The organism is Fundicoccus sp. Sow4_F4, assembly GCF_052116145.1.
Lineage (GTDB): Bacteria > Bacillota > Bacilli > Lactobacillales > Aerococcaceae > Fundicoccus.
Genome location: NZ_JBQKLQ010000002.1, coordinates 36,032 through 54,086, shown reverse-complemented (window position 1 = coordinate 54,086; position 18,055 = coordinate 36,032). Strand labels below are relative to the sequence as shown.

Here is an 18,055-nt window from a genome sequence, read left to right as displayed (position 1 = left end):
TGTAGACTAGAATAAAGCATTTCATTGTCAATGAAATGCTCTATTCTACAATTATAGGAGAAGGAGACAAAAATATGGAAAAGAGAAAAAGAAAAAATTGGTTCTCTAAGAATCAATGGCTCTTTTTAGCAATGGTCGCTCCAGGAATGATATTCTTACTAATTTTTTCTTATGCCCCTATGTTTGGGCTCGTGATGGCTTTTCAAGATTTTGTACCAGCAAAGGGCTTTTTAAATTCAGAATTTGTCTGGTTAGATAATTTTAAATATGTTTTCACGTTGCCTGATATTTGGCAAGTTACTTACAATACCATCTTTATCGCCTTAGGGAAAATTATTCTAAATACCATTATCCCAATTATTTTTGCAATTCTATTAAATGAAATTCGAGTAAAATGGTTTAAGAAATCTCTACAAACGATTGTCTATTTGCCACACTTTTTATCATGGGTAATTTTAGCTTCAGTAGTTGTGAACTTGTTTAGTTTAGACGGTACTGTCAACCAAATTCTGCAGAGTATTGGCCTGAATCCCATCAATTTTTTAGGGAGTAATAAGGTTTTTCCTCATCTGTTAATCTGGACGGATGTCTGGAAAGGCTTCGGCTATAGTTCAATTATATTCTTGGCCGCTATTACGTCGATTGACCCTGGAACTTATGAGGCTGCGAAGATGGATGGTGCTAGCTGGTTGCAACAAGTTAGACATGTGACGTTACCAGGTATGTTGCCCTATATTATTCTGATGACGATTCTCGCATTACCTGGAATTTTAAGTGCTGGCTTCGATCAAGTCTATAACTTATATTCACCACCAGTTTATGCAAGTGGTGATGTGTTAGATACCTACATTTATAGAATTGGACTTATTGGACGTGACTATAGTTTAGGTGCAGCAGTAGGTTTAATACGTTCCATTGTCGGTTTATTTCTAGTGTTTGGCTCTAACAAGGTAGCAGAAAAAACTACTAACCGGGTAATGTTTTAGTCTAGAAAGGAGTAATTTAGATGAAAGAAAAATTTGGCATTCGTCTATTCATTATATACACAATAGTGATTTTATTGACATTATCTTGTTTAATTCCACTGTTGAACGTTGTCTCGCTATCTTTAAGTAGCTCTCAGGCTGCGGCTGCTAACAGAGTCGGTCTCTGGCCGGTTGAGTTTACTTTCGCGGCATATGAAAGAATAATGAATGACTCTCAATTCTGGCGTTCTTTTGGAATTTCTGTTTTTAGAGTGGTAGCAGCCTTAATACTAAACCTACTTCTCATTATTACGCTCGCTTACCCATTGTCAAAATCTAAAGAAGTTTTCTATTCAAGAAAATTCTTCATGAACTTGATAATCTTTGCGATGTTATTCAATGGAGGGATGATTCCAACTTATTTGATTGTTCGTAACTTAGGGCTCATTAATAGCGTATGGTCACTTATTCTACCTGGCGCCGTACCATTAGGTAGCGTTATTTTAGTCATGAACTTTTTCCGTGGGGTGCCCAAATCATTAGAAGAGTCGGCCTTACTGGATGGAGCAAATTCATGGACTGTACTAACTAGAATTTATGTACCGATTTCTCTGCCTTCACTTGCGACGGTATCACTCTTTAGTATCGTCGGAAGCTGGAACGATTTTTTCGGCGGTTTGATTTACATGACTAAAGTCGAGAATTATCCATTGATGACCTACATCCAATCATTAAGTGTCAATATTGCGGAAACTTTACGAAATAGCGCAGGTATGTCATCAGAACAACTACAAAGCCTACTAGCCGTTTCAAATCGAAACCTCAATGCAGCCAAGATAGTTATCGCAATCATTCCGCTATTAGTGATTTACCCATTCTTACAAAAATATTTCGTGCAAGGAATTGTTGTGGGTGCAGTGAAGGAGTGATAAAGTATGCAAGAATTATTTAGACTTAACGGTACTTTCTACCGTATTATGATGAAGGTCTGGAGCTTGATGGTACTTAATTTATTGATGATTATTACCAGCCTGCCGATTGTGACAATCGGTGCGAGTCAAGCAGCTGCTTTTGCTGTCACAACGCGTATCATCACACAAGGTGAAACACGAATTGTCTCAACCTATTTGGAAGTGTTTAAGAAAAGGTTCAAGCAAAGCACGATTGCTTGGTTAGGTATCCTACTAATTTCAAGCATCTTGATTACTAACTGGCTATACCTGGCCACATTTAATCAGCTAGACAGTTGGATGACCATAGGCGTAGCGATCGTCACTCTTATTGTCATAAATTACATGCAGTTTATCTTTTACTACTTATCACGGTATGATGACTCGCTCAAGCAAGCGAGTTTAAACACCTTAAAGTTAGCAATCAACTATCCATTGACTAGTAGCTTGTTGATGCTAGCTTTCTGCCTCCCCTTTGTTTTGATGTTATTGTCAAATTATTTATTTGTTTTTGGCATCTATATAAGTATGTTCTTGGGACTCAGCTTTATTCATTTCTTAAGAACTTTTTTACTACTCGCTTTCTTTAAGCGCTTTGAAAATTCAACAATTAGTCACAATTAAACAATATAATTCGTAAATACGATAGGAGAATGAATATGTCGAAACATTGGTGGCAAGAAATTGTCGTTTACCAAATTTATCCAAGAAGTTTTAAAGATAGTAATGGAGATGGTATTGGAGACATTAGAGGGATAATTGAAAAGTTAGATTATTTACAGAATTTAGGAATTGGAGCCATTTGGTTATCGCCAGTTTACCAATCACCTAATGATGATAATGGCTATGATATCTCAGATTACGAAGCAATAATGGAAGAATTTGGCACGATGGAAGAAATGGAAGAGTTTCTGTTTGAAGCTAACAAACGCAATATAAAAATTGTCATGGATCTAGTAGTCAATCATACGTCAGATGAACATCAATGGTTTATTGAAGCCAAAAAGAGTAAAGAAAATCCATACCGTGATTACTATGTTTGGGCAGATCCTACTTCTGACGGGAGCGTACCAAACGATCTTAAATCAACTTTTTCTGGCCCTGCCTGGAAATTTGACGAAGCAAGCGGTCAATACTACCTGCATTTGTTTAGTCAAAAACAGCCTGATTTGAATTGGGAAAATCAAAAGGTTCGCCAAGCTATCTACGATATGATGAATTTTTGGATTGATAAAGGAATAGGTGGTTTCCGAATGGATGTTATCGACTTGGTCGGTAAAAAACCTTTAGAGGGTATCACGGGAAATGGACCTAAATTACATGATTATCTTCAAGAAATGAATCAAGCAACCTTTGGTAAACACGATTTACTAACGGTTGGTGAAACTTGGGGTGCCACACCAGAAATTGCCAAGCTGTATTCTAACCCTGAGCGTCAAGAACTGTCCATGGTCTTTCAATTCGAACATATTGGCTTAGATCAGCAAGAAGGCAAAGAAAAATGGGATTTAAGGCCCATTAAAATGTCAGAACTCAAAGAAGTTCTGACTAAATGGCAAACTGAGTTAGGTGACGAAGGGTGGAACTCATTATTCTGGAACAATCACGATTTACCTCGCATAATTTCACGCTGGGGCAATGATCAAGAGTATCGAATTCAGAGTGCAAAATCATTTGCCATTCTCCTACATATGATGAAAGGTACACCTTATATATACCAAGGCGAAGAAATTGGCATGACTAATACTGCCATTAAGGATATTCGCGAAGCAGCTGATATTGAAACAGTCAACATGTACAGTGAACGTCTAGCAAATGGCTTTAATAAGGCAGAAATCATTGAGTCAATCAATGCGAAAGGCCGAGACAATGCTCGCCGTCCGATTGCTTGGGATATGAGTGAAAATGGAGGATTTACTACAGGTAAACCTTGGCTTGCATTAAATGAAAATTTTCGAGATATCAACGTTGAAGCCGCTTTAAAGGATCCGAACTCTATTTTTTATACTTACAAAGACTTGATTCAATTGCGGAAAGATCATCCCATCATCGTTTGGGGGAGCTTTAAATTGTTGGATACAGCAGATAATGTGTTTAGTTATTACCGTGAGTATGAGGGTGAAAGATGGCTAGTAGTAGCGAACTTATCTGATGAACCGAATGAATTTTCTTCAGAAGATTCTATTGATCATATAATTATCCAGAACTCGGAAGATGAGATTAACTCGCTTGGGAATATTATACTGAAACCTTGGCAAGCATTTGTTGTGAAAACCAAATAATATCCATTGAAAAGTGTCAGTTGGCTAAAGCTTACTGACATTTTTTTTGTGGTTATTTTAATTTAAGAGGGCTGTTAAGTCACGCTTACTGACCGAAAAACACGATTTTTACTGGCGAATAAAATTGATAAAAAGGTTGCGACCTACGCGCGTGATTCAGTCATTAATTTACTAGCTGCTCTACCGAATAGTAAAAGAAAATCCATTACTCCAGACCGTGGAAAAGAATTTTCAAAACATCGAGAAGTCACTCAATATTTAGATAACATCCCTTTTTACTTCGCAGACCCTCATGCCCCTTGGCAAAGAAGAACAAATGAAAATACAAATGGACTACTAAGAGAGTACTTTCCAAAAAAGAAAATCTAACAAGCTGTTTAACAGATTACATCAATACTTGTATTGAAAAACTAAATAAACGTTCGCGTAAGTGCTTAGGTTGGAAAACACCTTATGAGCTCTTCTTTGACAACGTGTTGCACTTAATTTGACAATTCAAGATAAAAAAATAAACCATATATTAACAAGAAATCCTATTCAAATTTACCTTCTCTTGTTTGGCGCTGAATCTCTTGTTTAATTTTCTCCTCGGGCGCATAGTCATGTTCCCAATTATTGGGTTTTAAAACTTTATGAGTGATTGGATCGTAAAGCGGCTGCCCATCCGGGAATAGTTTACCCATATTCGCTTGGCGAATGATTGTCAGGATTGACACCAAGTAAAGAGAAAGAACCGTAAGTGAAGTACAGCAAATCACTTAGCGCATCGATTTGTTCGACTAAAGGATCCGTGACCTGACGATTTTGTGTCAGTATTCTGTCCTTGGCTTTGTCGATGGCTTCGTGCAAGCTGTCGACAGCTGCTTCGAACGTATCAGGGTTATTGTAACTGATGCTGTAGGCAAACTCAACGATCTCTTCGACCTTAAAAGCAGTGGGTTCGCTGGGAATCGTAGGTCAAAGGTATGGTGAAATTCTTCGGTCATTTCAAATGGATTCATAGTAGCTCCTTGTAAGTTCTGTCATAGTGTCATTATAATAGGTTGGACTTAATTTACAAAGGTGGGATGAGGGGGAAGTCTTGGGGGATCGGACAAGCTAAGCAAATTATCTTAAGCGAGGGGCTTTGTCTTGGTTTTCATGCCTATGGTATAATGGAGGAGTGAATAAGGGGGTGTTGAGGATGAGTTACGATAATCGAATGGGCTTTAACCAAGAGCAGAGTCAAAAGCAGACACAGCAGTTAAGTTTTGAGCAGCAGCAGTCTTTGCAGATATTGCAAGTGGTGCGAGAGGATTTAGGTCAGATGTTGTTGGATATGGCCTTGGAAAATCCTTTAATGAAGGTCGAGGACACGCGACATATGTTGACAATCGATCCAATGGATGGGGTGCTGGCTACGGATAGTGTCACGCAAAATTCGCTGGACTATATCAATCCAACGCCTTATGACCGAGAAGATAGTCATCAGGCGATGATTAGCCAGCTTAGAGATGAAAGTCGGGATTCTTTGCAGACATTTTTATTAGACCAAATTATGTGTTACCGTCAGACTCGTTTGAGAGATTTAATGGTGGCCTTATTGGATGAATTGGATGAGCAAGGTTTTCTGACTCAGTCGCAGGAGTTGCTTCAGGAGAAACTGGCTTGTACGGCCATTGAACTAGTGGACGCTATCACCTTGCTGCAGCAGCTTGATCCGGTAGGTGTCGCTTCGGCTGATCTCAGGGAATACTGGATGTTGCAGACAGAAAATGATGATGCGGCCCCAAATATTGCATATGTTATATTAGAAAGTTATTTTTCGGAGTTGGTTCAGCGGGAATTTCAGTTAATAGCTGATGCACTTGAGGTGTCTTTGGCTGAAGTGCAAGAGACAGTCGCCTATTATCAAGTGTTGTCACGTGCTCCGATGTCGCATTTTAGTGAAGGGTACACTCAGTTTATAGAGCCGGATGTCTATGTTCGGCGCACGCAAGCGGGTTTTGAAGCGAGTTACAATTTGAAGAATTTGCCAGAAGTGACTTTCGATAGTGCTTATTTTCAGGAGTTGTCTGAGGTCGAAAATCAGGAGCTTCAGGAGTATATCCAGGCTAAAAAACAGGAGGCTTTGGCTGTAATGAATAGTCTGAAGCGTCGTGAGCAAACTTTACTGCAAGTATCGCAGGTGATGTTTAATGCACAGTCAGGCTTTTTTCAGTCAAAGGGCCATCAGGTGGAGCCTTTGACTATGTCGCAGGTTGCCCAAGCCTGTGGTTTTAGTCCATCGACGATTAGCCGAACCATTCAGGGGAAATATTTTTATACCGATTTTGGGACTTTTCCTTTCAGTCAGCTGATTAATACGGCCGCCATTCAGACCAGTGATGGCGCTAGCGTTAGTCAGCATGATATCCATCAGAAAATTCGTGACTTGATTGACCAGGAGGACAAGCGTCAACCGCTGTCTGATCAACAATTAGCTGACCTGCTGAAAGAGAGTGGGCTTCCGCTTGCACGGCGCACGCTCAGTAAATACCGCCAGCAACTGGATATCATGCCTGCCCGTCAGCGTAAAATCAAGTAAATTGAAGAGCCTACAGGCAAAATAGGACTAATAATTTTCTCGCGCTTGTTGGCTAGTTAGCCCAGGGAGTCATCACCTCCTCGTTAGTTGTTCGAGGGAGTCATCACCTCCTCGTTAGTTGTTCGAGGGAGTCATCACCTCCTCGCTAGTTGTTCGAGGGAGTCATCACCTCCTCGCAAGTTGACCGAGGGAGTCATCACTTCCTCGCTAGTTTGTCGAGGGAGTAATCGCTCCTTCGCTTACCGGACGAGGGGCTTGTTCCCACTAGCCAGTGGCAGCTTTCGGCAAATCGAGGAGTCTTTGTGACTAGTATGTTTGAGTCATCCCAAGATACGTATAGCAAACGCTAGGCTATCCTCGTTTCCTTTTCGAGAAGCCATCGCAATAACCTCTTATCTTGATATGCCTCGCACAATAGTCCGTTGGACTTCCTATGTAGGTTATTCAAAACACTTGATAAATGTTTTTGGGAACGCTTTCTTTATGTGTCAAGACAGGATATAATGTTCTTGAGAGGTGATTTAATTTGAATGAGTTGCTATGGAAAGAATATGTGATAAAAAAAGTAATTAAGACTAACGAATTGCCAGATAAAATAGCAAATTCTTGGGAAGTATGCCGTAAGGAACAATTAAACCCTTATCAAATGAACAGTCAGACAATCTTACAAATGGATGAACTATCCTCAAAGCAAGTGATCAATCATCAGTTAATTGAACTGGTCAAAGAAGAAGCTCACAGAATCTCAAATTATCTTATGCAAAGTGAGTCCCTATTTATTTTGACAGATCCGGAAGGATATATTTTGTGGCGTCAAGGGAACCCTCGTGCAATCACTCACGCAAATAGTATTGGCTTTTTTGAAGGGAGCCGTTGGAATGAGTTAGACGTTGGGACAAATGCCATTTCACTGACACTTAAATCAAAGAATAGTCAGATGGTATCGCGCTATGAACACTATGCGGTTGCTTCTCATAATTGGAGTTGCTTTGCCTGCCCGATATTTGATGAAGATCAACTTGTTGGCGTCCTTGACATGTCGACTTATATGCAAGAAGATGTCGGACAACAAGCGCTTGTGCAACTGATTGTTGAACGCGTCAGCAACCGCCTATTAAGGTATCGACTGGACCAAAATCAAGCCTTGTTGACTTATGTTGTCGGTAACGATAACAAAAGTGTGTTGTGTAATGAAAAAGATCAGCTTGTATTTCTACCCGAAGAACTAACGCGCTATGAGGAATTATTTGTTGGGATGGACATTCGAGAATTTGTGAAACAGTTTAATGGTTTAGTTAACAAAGAAAAGATCCATCATGACAGCCATTTGATAGGTTATAAATATACCTTCTACCCCAAAAAAACACCTGAAAATAAGTACTACCCAGGTGTACCTAGCTTGAATAAGGGATATCAAACATTTTTACAGCAAGTTTTTCAAGCAGCTGACAGCGTTGTGCCCATTCATATTAAAGGCGAGTCAGGTAGTGGAAAAGAAATTATCGCGGAAACGATTCACTACAATAGTCCATACAAAGACGGTCCACTAATCAGTGTCAACTGTGGTTCATTGAGTGAAAACTTGTTAGAAAGTGAGCTCTTTGGTTATGCTGCCGGGGCCTTTACGGGGGCCAGCAAAGAGGGTTATCTTGGAAAGATTCGCCTAGCTGAGGGGGGTACGCTATTTCTTGATGAGGTAGATAGTATGTCCCTAAAGATGCAAGCGACGCTACTACGTGCGCTGGAGCAAAAATTGGTGACGCCCATTGGGAGCACACAATCATACCATGTAGATTTCCGCATCGTTACAGCGAGCAATCAGGATCTCAAACAAGCTGTGGGCAGCAAGCAGTTTCGTGAAGATTTGTACTACCGCCTGTTCGTGTGCCCGCTCCAGATTCCACCTTTGCGGCTCAGAACGGAGGATTTATTACCGCTGATTGACCGCTTTTGTGAGCAGAATGCCTGGCAGTTAAGTTGGAAGGATAAACTTTATCAAGTGTCCGTAAACTATCCTTGGTATGGTAACGTACGAGAGTTCAATAACTTTTTACAGCGTCTCTACGTCTTTTACCCGGATCAGGAACCCACGGAACAAGCAATTATCGATCTGATTGAATTAACGTCACTTCAGCCAGACTCTGAGGAGCCAAACAAGGAGCCGGAAAATTCGGAGGCACAGCTAATCATGAAGACTTTGAAACAACACAATTACCATAAATCGAAAACCGCCACCGCCCTGAATATTTCTCGGACCACCTTGTACCGAAAAATCAAGCAATATCAACTAAAGATCGATTAATTTAATACTAGAATAAGACGTCCGCTCAGCCGCAAGCCGCTGAGCGGATTTTTTGGGTGCAACTATTTTTATAGCCTAATAAGCAGTCAGCGAGGCGTGATTTAGTGGAAGCCAGTAAGGTTGGCAAAGCAATTTGCTCCCCACCTAAGCCTGACCATTAAAACTAGATTATCAATAAACCGGCCAAGCTATTGACCAGCCATTGCTCTTCACCGGACACTAGCTAGTATTTCACTGCAGCCACCCTTTACTTCATCCGCTTCCTCACTAACATCAAACCCACTAAAAAATCCAGCCGCATCTTCAAAATCAGTTACCAAAATGTATCGAGGTGTAACAGAGTGTAAACCTAAATGTGACAAAATGTTGCATAATGAAACAGAACCAGCTTGTTCAACACTACACAATACGTCTAGACAAGCTTTTTGATAATTGGCACGCTTCTTGCTTCTAACTTTAGTAGACGGTAACGACAATGGATTACCAGATTCATCCAATACTTACTTATTGTCCAATCGGTCAATAGGTGTGTCGTGACCTAGCAAATGAGCTATCACAAATTGATACCGCTATCAAAGGAGGAGCACTTGAATGACAGTTTATACAAACCAAGTCCAAGACGCATTAGCCAAAGCCAAGGAACTCGCCCAAGAAAATCAGCAAATTCAAGTAGACATTCCTCATTTATGGAACGTTTTACTACAGCCTCAACACTATGCGCTAGATTTCTATGAGTCCTTTGAGTTAGATATCAACGAATTTATACAAGTCATTCAGAAGGAGCTTGAGAAATTACCTGTCAGTCGCTCCAAAGAGATCCAACACGCGCAACAAAACACGCCGCGCTATGATCGCTTGCTTGAGCAAGCTCAAGAGGAAGCCAACAAATTACGAGATGAAGTTTGCAGTACGGAACACTTGCTGCTGGCTATTATGAAGCAAAGTTATAACCCGATCACGGTCTACCTCACGACGAATCAAGTTGATTATGAGCGTTTATTAACTCAACTGACTAAAAACCGTAAAGGCAAAAGAGCGACCCAAACCAATCAGGAGTCCATCTATCAAGCCTTGGACCAGTATTCAGAAAATTTGAATAAAAAGTATCGTGAAGGCAAGCTTGACCGAATTATTGGTCGACACCGTGAGATTGAAGAAGTGATTCGCGTGCTCTCGCGTAAGACCAAGAATAATGCCATCCTAATCGGGCTACCCGGTGTTGGGAAAACTGCGATTGTTGAAGGTCTGGTACAAAAGATTGAACAAGCACAAGTACCAGATAACCTGCTTGATAAGGAAGTCTATAATTTAGACATGAGCTCATTAATTGCAGGGGCTAAATATCGTGGAGAGTTTGAAGAGCGATTGAAAGCCGTCTTGAATGATGTGCGCGATTCTAAAGGAAAAATCATTCTATTTATTGATGAAATTCATACGATTGTTGGCGCCGGCAAGACAGAAGGCTCGATGGATGCGGGCAATATCTTAAAACCTATGTTGGCACGAGGCGAACTTCGTTGTATCGGCGCAACGACGCAAGACGAATATCGCGAGAATATTGAAAAAGACAAAGCCCTCGAACGTCGTTTCCAAAGAATTATCGTCTCAGAACCAGGCATCGATGAAGCAACTGAAATTCTAAGTGGTATCAAAGAAAGCTATGAACTTTATCATGGTGTGACAATTTCAGAAGCCGCTGTAAAGGCTGCCGTGACCTTGTCAAATCGCTATATTACGGATCGCTTTCTGCCAGATAAAGCCATTGATCTGATGGACGAAGCCAGTGCTGTCCGCCGAATTCAAATGAAAAGTCTGCCAGAACAAATCCAGCAAATTAAAGATGAGATTATTCGTCTGACGATTGAACAAATCAAACGCTCTGATTCAGCGCACTCCGATAAGCCAGAAGCGGTAGCAAGTCGTCAAGCACTCGAACAGCTTAAAGACGAACTCGTTGAAAAACAAGACCAATGGCAAAAGGAGCAGGCACTGATATCGCAACTGCAGACGTTAGCCGAAGACCAAGCGGCTCAGTTTAAGCAAGCCCAAGAGGCACTCAGAATGGGACAGTTGGAAGAATTTGTTGAACTGACTGAGATTAGTTTAGCAGCCATCCAACAAGAAATAGCTGCAATTGAAGCCGAAAGACGACAGAGTACGCCAGAAGCCCTCGTTTTAATTCGCAATCAAGTTGAAGAAGCGGACATTGCGGAAGTTGTTGAGCGGCAAACAGGCATCAAAGTTCAAGGCGTCATGGCTAATGAAAGACAAAGGCTGTTGAAGCTTGATGAAATTATCAAGGAGACTGTCATTGGCCAAGATGAGCCGGTAGAGAAAGTGGCTCAAGCAATCATTCGTTCTCGTGCCGGTGTGCAAAATCCTAATCATCCGATTGGCTCCTTCTTATTCTTAGGGCCGACCGGCGTTGGGAAAACTCAATTGGCTAAGAGTTTAGCAGCCGTTCTGTTTGGTAGTGAACTTGAGATGATTCGACTAGACATGTCTGAGTATATGGAGAAACACGCGGTTGCTAAATTAGTCGGTTCACCACCGGGGTATGTGGGGTATGAAGAAGGGGGTCACTTGACAGAAGCCGTTCGTCACCGACTCTATTCAGTTGTTTTATTGGATGAAATTGAGAAGGCGCATCCAGATGTCTTTAATATTCTACTACAAGTCTTGGACGAAGGGCGGCTGACTGATTCAAAAGGTCGCACCATCGACTTTAAGAATACTATTTTGATTATGACGAGTAATATTGGCTCTTTGCAGTTGCTTGAAAGTCTGGAAACGAACCATGAAGTGACTGAAGCGACTAAAACGGCCGTTCTTGAGCAGTTGAAGCAGCATTTTAGACCGGAGTTTCTCAATCGCATTGACAGCATTCAGCTATTTAATCCGCTCACTCTGAACAATATGTACAATATCGTGGAACTGATGCTGCAAGATTTAGGCCAGCGACTCAAGCGTCACCGCATTGATTTAGTCGTTTCAGCCGAAGCTAAGCGGTGGCTTGCCGATAAGGGCTATGATCCGACCTTAGGGGCACGTCCTTTACAACGTTTTATTATCGAGCAGTTGGAAACGCCACTTGCCCAAGAATTGATTCGTCAGGATATTCAGTCGGATACTTGGGCCCATGTTCAATTAAATCACGATCGACTGACATTTAGCTATACACCGAAACAGTCTTAAAACTTAAACTAAACCCTATAAGGAGGTTATTACACAAGCAGAAAGTCCATTAGAACCGTTAAGCAGCTATATATTATCGATTGTTACCCATTCGACTAGACAAAAGGGAGGAGAACAAAGCAAGTGAATCATTTTGATGTTTTAGTTATTGGTGCTGGGCCTGGGGGCTATATTGCAGCTGAAGAGGCGGCGCGCCATGGAAAAAGTGTTGCGGTGATCGAACGCCAAGCGATTGGTGGGACCTGTTTAAATGTTGGCTGTATCCCAAGTAAAGCTTATTTGGAACACGCCCATTGGGTCCATAGTTTAAAGAAAGCGCAAGGTCACGGAATGGATGTGGCTTTTAAGGGGGTCGACTACGCCAAACTCAAAAATAGGAAAGATAAGGTAGTCTCTAGCTTGCAAGGAGGGATTCATGCAACGTTTAAATCGCTAGATATTCATTTTATTAATGGGGAAGCGGCGTCTATTTCACCCAATACTTTCAAAGTAAATGATCAAACCATCACAGCCACCGATGTCATTTTAGCAACTGGAAGCCGTCCGTTTGTCCCAGAAATTCCTGGGCTGGCAGAAGTTGAGTATTTAACGACAGATACGATTTTTGAACTTAATGACTTACCGAGGCAGTTAGTGATTATAGGTGGGGGTGTGATTGCCGTTGAACTTGCCTTTGCACTTGAGGCGATTGGCTCGCAAGTCACGATTTTAGAAGTGGCCCCAGATATTCTATTGACCGAGGATGAAGCGGCAAGAAAAATTATTAAACAATCGCTATCGAAGACTATGACATTGGAAACACAGGCGAAAATCAAGCATGTTCATCCAGATGCCGTCGAATTAGAAGGGGGTCAAAAGTATCCTTTTGATCAATTGTTAGTGGCAACTGGTCGTCGTCCAAATGTTGCCTTGGCACAGGATATGCAACTGGAATTTGATGAACATAAGCGTTGGCCTAAAGTTGACGATTATTATCAAACGTCACAGCCTCATGTCTATGCAATTGGTGATTTGATTGGTGGCTATACATTAGCGCACGCTGCCAGTGCCGAGGGCATCAAAGCTGTTAAAGCGATTGTTGGTCAAAAAGAAAGGCCAGTTCGAGATCGCCAAGTGCCACGTTCGCTCTTTACTAGTCCTGAAGTCGCAAGTTTTGGCTTGAGTGAAGCGGACGCTAAAGCAGCAGGTTACGACCTAGTGGTCGAACAAAAGCCATTCGCCTTTAATGGGCGGGCAATTGCTGTGGATCAAACCGAAGGATTCATAAAGTTAGTGGTTGATCGTCGTTACGGAGAAATTTTAGGCGCAGTCATTTGTGGACCAGAAGCAACAGAGATCTTACATCAAATCCTCACCTTATGTGAGGCTGAAGGAACGGTGCATGAGTTAGCAGCAACTGTTTTCTCTCATCCTACCGTATCAGAACTGTTACAAGATGTTGCCAAAGCCGTAGTTAGAAAAATTTAAGGAGGAAAAACATTATGGTTAGAGAAAAAGCAATTCCACAGTTAGAAGGTCGCAGTGAAACAGCCGTCAAAGAACTAGTCAATTTACAGATTCAAACGTCTACGAAAGCAGCTGCCGAGTCAGTCACAGTAGATAAGGCGAAGGACATGTATAAAACAATGGAAGATATTCGAAATTTTGAGGATAACGTCAAACGTTTCTTCTCTCAAGGGTTAATTCCAGGTTTCGTCCACTTGTATGCCGGTGAAGAAGCCATCGCAACAGGAATTTGCGCGCACTTAACTGATGACGACTATATCACGTCTACTCACCGTGGGCATGGGCATTGTATTGCTAAAGGTGGCGATTTAAATGGAATGATGGCAGAAATTTTCGGAAAAGCCACTGGACTTAACAAAGGTAAAGGTGGTTCCATGCATATCGCGGATGTTGATAAAGGTATTCTCGGTGCGAATGGGATGGTCGGTGCAGGCTTTGGTTTAGCAACAGGTGCCGGAATGAAGATCAAATACAAAAAAGAAGATAACGTTGCAGTGTGTTTCTTTGGTGATGGTGCATCAAATGAGGGCTTATTCCACGAATGTCTAAACATGGCGTCTATCTGGAAACTGCCTATCATCTTTGTTTGTGAAAATAACTTTTTTGCTGAATCAACCCCACAGTGGTATGCCTCAGCTTCTGACACGATTGCTGAAAGAGCACAAGCATATGATATGCCAGGTGTGCGTGTAGACGGTAAAGACTTAATGGCCGTTTATGAAGTATCTGCCGAATATATTGAACGTGCCCGTCGCGGGGAAGGTCCTGCCCTAATTGAATGTGTGACTTATCGTAATTATGGTCACTTTGAAGGGGACGAGCAGAAATATAAAAATAAAGAAGAGGGCCTAGAAAAAAACTTAGCTGACAGCGATCCATTGGATGTGTTCAGAGAATATGCCATTGAACATGGTTTGTTAAGCGAAGAAGAATTAGATGAGATTCGTGCGCAGTCAGAAGCAGATATTGAAGTTGCCGTTGAGTTTGCAAAAACAAGCCCTGAACCAAGTCCAGAAGCATTGTATGAAGATATTTTTGCTGACTAATCACAAAACTGAAAGGAGAAAAAATCATGACTAGAAAATTAAATTTTATGGGTGCTATTAATGAAGCCTTAGATCAAGCAATGGAAAAAGATGAAAATGTTATCCTCTTAGGAGAAGATATTGCTGGTGGACGCGACATCGGTCACTTAGAGGAACAAAACGAAGATGCTTGGGGTGGAGTATTTGGTGTGACAAAAGGTTTGGGACCAAAACATGGCCTTGACCGTGTGATTGATACGCCATTATCAGAAATGGGCTATATGGGAGCTTCAGTCGGCATGGCTGCGACAGGACTACGACCAGTCCCAGAGTTAATGTTTAACGACTTTATTGGTTTTGCTTTCGACTCATTACTCGGTCAAGCCTCAAAAATGCGCTATATGTTTGGAGGAAAAGCTACCATTCCAATGACTGTGCGGACTTGTCACGGTGCAGGAGCTTCAGCTGCCGCACAACATTCAGGCTCATACTATGGCATGATTGGTTCAATCCCAGGAATTAAAGTGGTCGTACCAGCCACAGCCTATGATGCCAAAGGATTATTGTTAGCTTCCATCGAGGATAATAACACGGTCGTTTACTTTGAAGATAAAACACTTTATGGCCTCAAAGGTGAAGTGCCCGAGGAATACTACACGATTGAAATTGGGAAAGCCAATGTAGTGCGTGAAGGTAGCGACTTAACGATTGTTACGATTGGTAAAATGCTATATGTTGCTTTAGAGGTAGCTGAGACGCTAGAAAAAGATGGCGTATCCGTTGAAGTCATTGACTTAAGAACAGTTGCTCCTTGGGATGAAGAAACTGTTTTGGAATCAGTGAAAAAGACACATCGATTAATTGTCATTGATGAAGCCAACCCTCACAATAACGTAGCGACGGATATTGCTTCAGTTGTCGGCCAAAAGGCATTCGACTATTTGGATGGACCGATCAGAACTATTTGTGCTCCGAATACGCCAGCTCCGTTTGCAGCGAGTTTAGAAGCACTTTATTTACCAAATGCTGAAAAAGTCCTCACCGAAGCGGCAGAATTAATCGACGATCTCAAAGTTAAAGCATAGGAGGTGATGTAAATGGCAACAACAATTGTAATGCCCACGTTAGGTTTAACAATGACAGAAGGTAGTATCGAAAGTTGGTATGTTCAAGTCGGTGATACTGTCAATAAAGGAGATGTCGTTGCAGACATCGGCTCTGAAAAATTAACTGGACCTGTTGAATCACCAGTTGATGGGGTCGTCTTGAAATTATTCGCTAAAGAAGGCGACGTCCTTCCGATTAAAGAGGCCATGCTAATTATCGGTGAAGCTGGCGAGAGCATAGAAGATGAAGCTGCTGAAACTGGTACTGACGTTGGTGAGGGTACTGGTTCTGAGGCCGCGCAAGAAACGGGAGAGGCATCAACTGGAGCAAGCGGTCCTTCAACCAACGTATCTACTACAGGTACACCAAGACCTGAAGGTGAAAGAATCTTTGCGACACCTTTAGCTCGTAAAATGGCTAGTGAACGTGGCATTGATTTAAGCGATGTAAACGGTACTGGTGGCAATCAGCGAATTACACGATTAGATATTGAACGCTATGTACCGAGCCCAGCCGTACAAGCAAGCAGTCCAGTTTCTCAAAGCGTTGATGCTGCTGCTTGGGGAGAAGGCTTAAGCGGTATGCGTAAGACAATTGCCCAACGAATGATGCGTAGTGTCCAAACAACCGCACAAGTTACGAACCAGAGAAAAGTAGATGTGACTCGCCTCATGACCTTCCGCCAAGAAATTAAAGCACAAGTTGGCGAACCATTAACTAAAGGTGAAATTTCGATCAATACATTGGTGACAAAAGCGGTTATATTGGCACTTAAAGAACATCCAAGTCTCAATGCTTGGTATCACAATGGTGTTCATGAAGTCCAAGAAGCCGTCCATATCGGAATGGCGACTGACGTAGAAAATGGCCTAGTGGTTCCAGTCGTAATGGATGCCGACAAGCTATCACTTGCTCGCTTAGGCCAAACGATTACAGATGTGGCTTCGCAAGCTCGCCAAGGTACGCTGGCTGGTAACCTCTACTCAGGGTCAACCTTTACGATTACAAACTTGGGTGGCTCAAATATCGAATACTTCACACCAATTATCAACTTGCCTGAAGTAGCGATTCTAGGTGTCGGCACCCTAATGGATGAATTAGTATTAGATAGTGACGGCGACGTAGTGACTCGCAAGCAACTACCACTCAGTCTGACCTATGATCATCAAATCATCGATGGGGCTCCGGCAGCCAAATTCCTAGAGACACTCTCAGACTTACTCAACAATCCATACAAGCTCATTCTATAAACACAGTCCTCTCAATAGTCAGTAAGTGATAACTTGCTGGCTATTTCTCTCTTAGAGCCAGCCGAAGAAATTGTGATTAATGACTTTATAGCGGAGTATCACTTCACTCAGTTTCCGGTGCGCATTGGTCGCATTGAACTAGAAGAAGCTTTAATTAGACATTACCACCCCAAATTAAATAAAAAACGAGTCAAAAAATGACCCGAAATACTCTAGCAGAAAATTAGATAAAATTTGTAACAACGACAGTGCGGGTGTTAACTTATAATCGAAAGAACCAGTCCCTAAACAAGCGTCTTTTGCTTGAATGAAGGACTGGTTTATTAGTGTTAAAGAATCAAACCACGAATTTAATTTAAACCATATATTAACAAGAAATCCTATTCAAATTTACCTTCTCTTGTTTGGCGCTGAATTTCTTGCTTTATTTTCTCCTCGGGCGCATAGTCATGCTCCCAATTATCAGGTTTCAAGACTTTATGTGTAACCGGATGGTAATGAGGCTGACCGTCAGGAAACAGCTTGCCCATGTTGGCTTCGTGGATAATGTTCATTATCGGACCAGGATTAACCCCTAATAAAGAAAAGGAACCATAAGTGAAGTACAATAAATCGCTCAAAGCGTCGACTTGGTCGATTAAAGGGTCGGTCACAATGTGCTCTTTGGAAAGAATCTTGGCTTTGGCGGTATCGATGGCAGCGTGCAAGCTGTCGATGGCTTGGTCAAATGTTGCGGGATTATTGTCGCTGACACTGTAGGCAAATTCAACGATTTCCTCAATTTTAAAAGCCGCGCGATCCAGCGTTTTCTTGGAATCAAAAGCAGTCGGCTCGGCAGGAATCGTTGGGTCAAAGATATGATGGAATTCTTCAGTCATGTCAAAATGATTCATTGTTAGCTCCTTTT

Annotated in this window: 13 protein-coding genes and 2 pseudogenes; 12 read left to right on the top strand and 3 right to left on the bottom strand. The window is 41.8% G+C overall.

Annotated features, from left to right (window positions below; all coding sequences use genetic code 11):
• Positions 1-74: 74 nt before the first annotated feature.
• From ACTQ5J_RS04355 to ACTQ5J_RS04335, 5 genes and pseudogenes are all read left to right on the top strand, one after another.
• A complete protein-coding gene (locus tag ACTQ5J_RS04355; protein WP_441750877.1) occupies positions 75-986 on the top strand; it encodes an ABC transporter permease in 912 nt (303 codons plus the stop codon).
• A 20-nt stretch (positions 987-1,006) separates the two neighbouring features.
• Positions 1,007-1,894 (top strand): carbohydrate ABC transporter permease, encoded by an 888-nt coding sequence (locus ACTQ5J_RS04350; RefSeq protein ID WP_441750875.1) that lies wholly within the window; start codon positions 1,007-1,009, stop codon positions 1,892-1,894.
• A 6-nt stretch (positions 1,895-1,900) separates the two neighbouring features.
• Positions 1,901-2,539 carry a DUF624 domain-containing protein gene (locus ACTQ5J_RS04345; RefSeq protein WP_441750873.1) on the top strand — a complete coding sequence of 213 codons (639 nt, stop codon included), beginning with the start codon at positions 1,901-1,903 and terminating at the stop codon, positions 2,537-2,539.
• A 35-nt stretch (positions 2,540-2,574) separates the two neighbouring features.
• Positions 2,575-4,197, top strand: a complete 1,623-nt coding sequence (locus tag ACTQ5J_RS04340; RefSeq protein ID WP_441750872.1) for a glycoside hydrolase family 13 protein — start codon at positions 2,575-2,577, stop codon at positions 4,195-4,197.
• A gap of 90 nt (positions 4,198-4,287) precedes the next feature.
• A pseudogene (locus ACTQ5J_RS04335) lies at positions 4,288-4,566 on the top strand (IS30 family transposase); the annotation flags it as partial.
• A 164-nt stretch (positions 4,567-4,730) separates the two neighbouring features.
• Here the strand turns inward: ACTQ5J_RS04335 and ACTQ5J_RS04330 are convergent.
• Positions 4,731-5,198, bottom strand: a pseudogene (locus ACTQ5J_RS04330) (HAD family hydrolase).
• A 182-nt stretch (positions 5,199-5,380) separates the two neighbouring features.
• On the opposite strand from ACTQ5J_RS04330, the gene rpoN reads away from it, so the two are divergent.
• Together rpoN and ACTQ5J_RS04320 are read left to right on the top strand one after the other, a co-directional pair.
• A complete protein-coding gene (rpoN, locus tag ACTQ5J_RS04325) occupies positions 5,381-6,763 on the top strand; it encodes an RNA polymerase factor sigma-54 (RefSeq protein WP_441750870.1) in 1,383 nt (460 codons plus the stop codon).
• Between the two features lie 526 nt (positions 6,764-7,289).
• Positions 7,290-9,065: a sigma-54-dependent Fis family transcriptional regulator gene (locus tag ACTQ5J_RS04320; protein WP_441750868.1), complete on the top strand. Its 1,776-nt coding sequence runs from the start codon at positions 7,290-7,292 to the stop codon at positions 9,063-9,065.
• Between the two features lie 209 nt (positions 9,066-9,274).
• Here the strand turns inward: ACTQ5J_RS04320 and ACTQ5J_RS04315 are convergent, their stop codons facing one another.
• On the bottom strand, positions 9,275-9,562 hold the full coding sequence (locus tag ACTQ5J_RS04315) for a hypothetical protein (RefSeq protein ID WP_441750866.1): 288 nt from the start codon (positions 9,560-9,562) through the stop codon (positions 9,275-9,277).
• A 94-nt stretch (positions 9,563-9,656) separates the two neighbouring features.
• Here ACTQ5J_RS04315 and ACTQ5J_RS04310 point away from each other — a divergent pair, with 94 nt between their 5' ends.
• The 5 genes from ACTQ5J_RS04310 (at position 9,657) to ACTQ5J_RS04290 (ending at position 17,148) form a co-directional block, all read left to right on the top strand.
• Positions 9,657-12,260: an ATP-dependent Clp protease ATP-binding subunit gene (locus tag ACTQ5J_RS04310; protein WP_441750865.1), complete on the top strand. Its 2,604-nt coding sequence runs from the start codon at positions 9,657-9,659 to the stop codon at positions 12,258-12,260.
• Between the two features lie 123 nt (positions 12,261-12,383).
• Positions 12,384-13,727 carry a dihydrolipoyl dehydrogenase gene (gene lpdA, locus ACTQ5J_RS04305; RefSeq protein WP_441750864.1) on the top strand — a complete coding sequence of 448 codons (1,344 nt, stop codon included), beginning with the start codon at positions 12,384-12,386 and terminating at the stop codon, positions 13,725-13,727.
• 14 nt (positions 13,728-13,741) lie between these two features.
• A complete protein-coding gene (locus ACTQ5J_RS04300) occupies positions 13,742-14,812 on the top strand; it encodes a thiamine pyrophosphate-dependent dehydrogenase E1 component subunit alpha (RefSeq protein ID WP_441750862.1) in 1,071 nt (356 codons plus the stop codon).
• 26 nt (positions 14,813-14,838) lie between these two features.
• Entirely contained in the window at positions 14,839-15,876 is a 1,038-nt protein-coding gene (locus ACTQ5J_RS04295) for an alpha-ketoacid dehydrogenase subunit beta (RefSeq protein WP_153863027.1), read from the top strand.
• A 12-nt stretch (positions 15,877-15,888) separates the two neighbouring features.
• Positions 15,889-17,148 carry a dihydrolipoamide acetyltransferase family protein gene (locus ACTQ5J_RS04290; RefSeq protein WP_441750860.1) on the top strand — a complete coding sequence of 420 codons (1,260 nt, stop codon included), beginning with the start codon at positions 15,889-15,891 and terminating at the stop codon, positions 17,146-17,148.
• A gap of 380 nt (positions 17,149-17,528) precedes the next feature.
• Here ACTQ5J_RS04290 and ACTQ5J_RS04285 read toward each other — a convergent pair whose 3' ends face one another.
• A complete protein-coding gene (locus ACTQ5J_RS04285; protein ID WP_441750858.1) occupies positions 17,529-18,041 on the bottom strand; it encodes an HAD family hydrolase in 513 nt (170 codons plus the stop codon).
• Between the last annotated feature and the right edge of the window lie 14 nt (positions 18,042-18,055).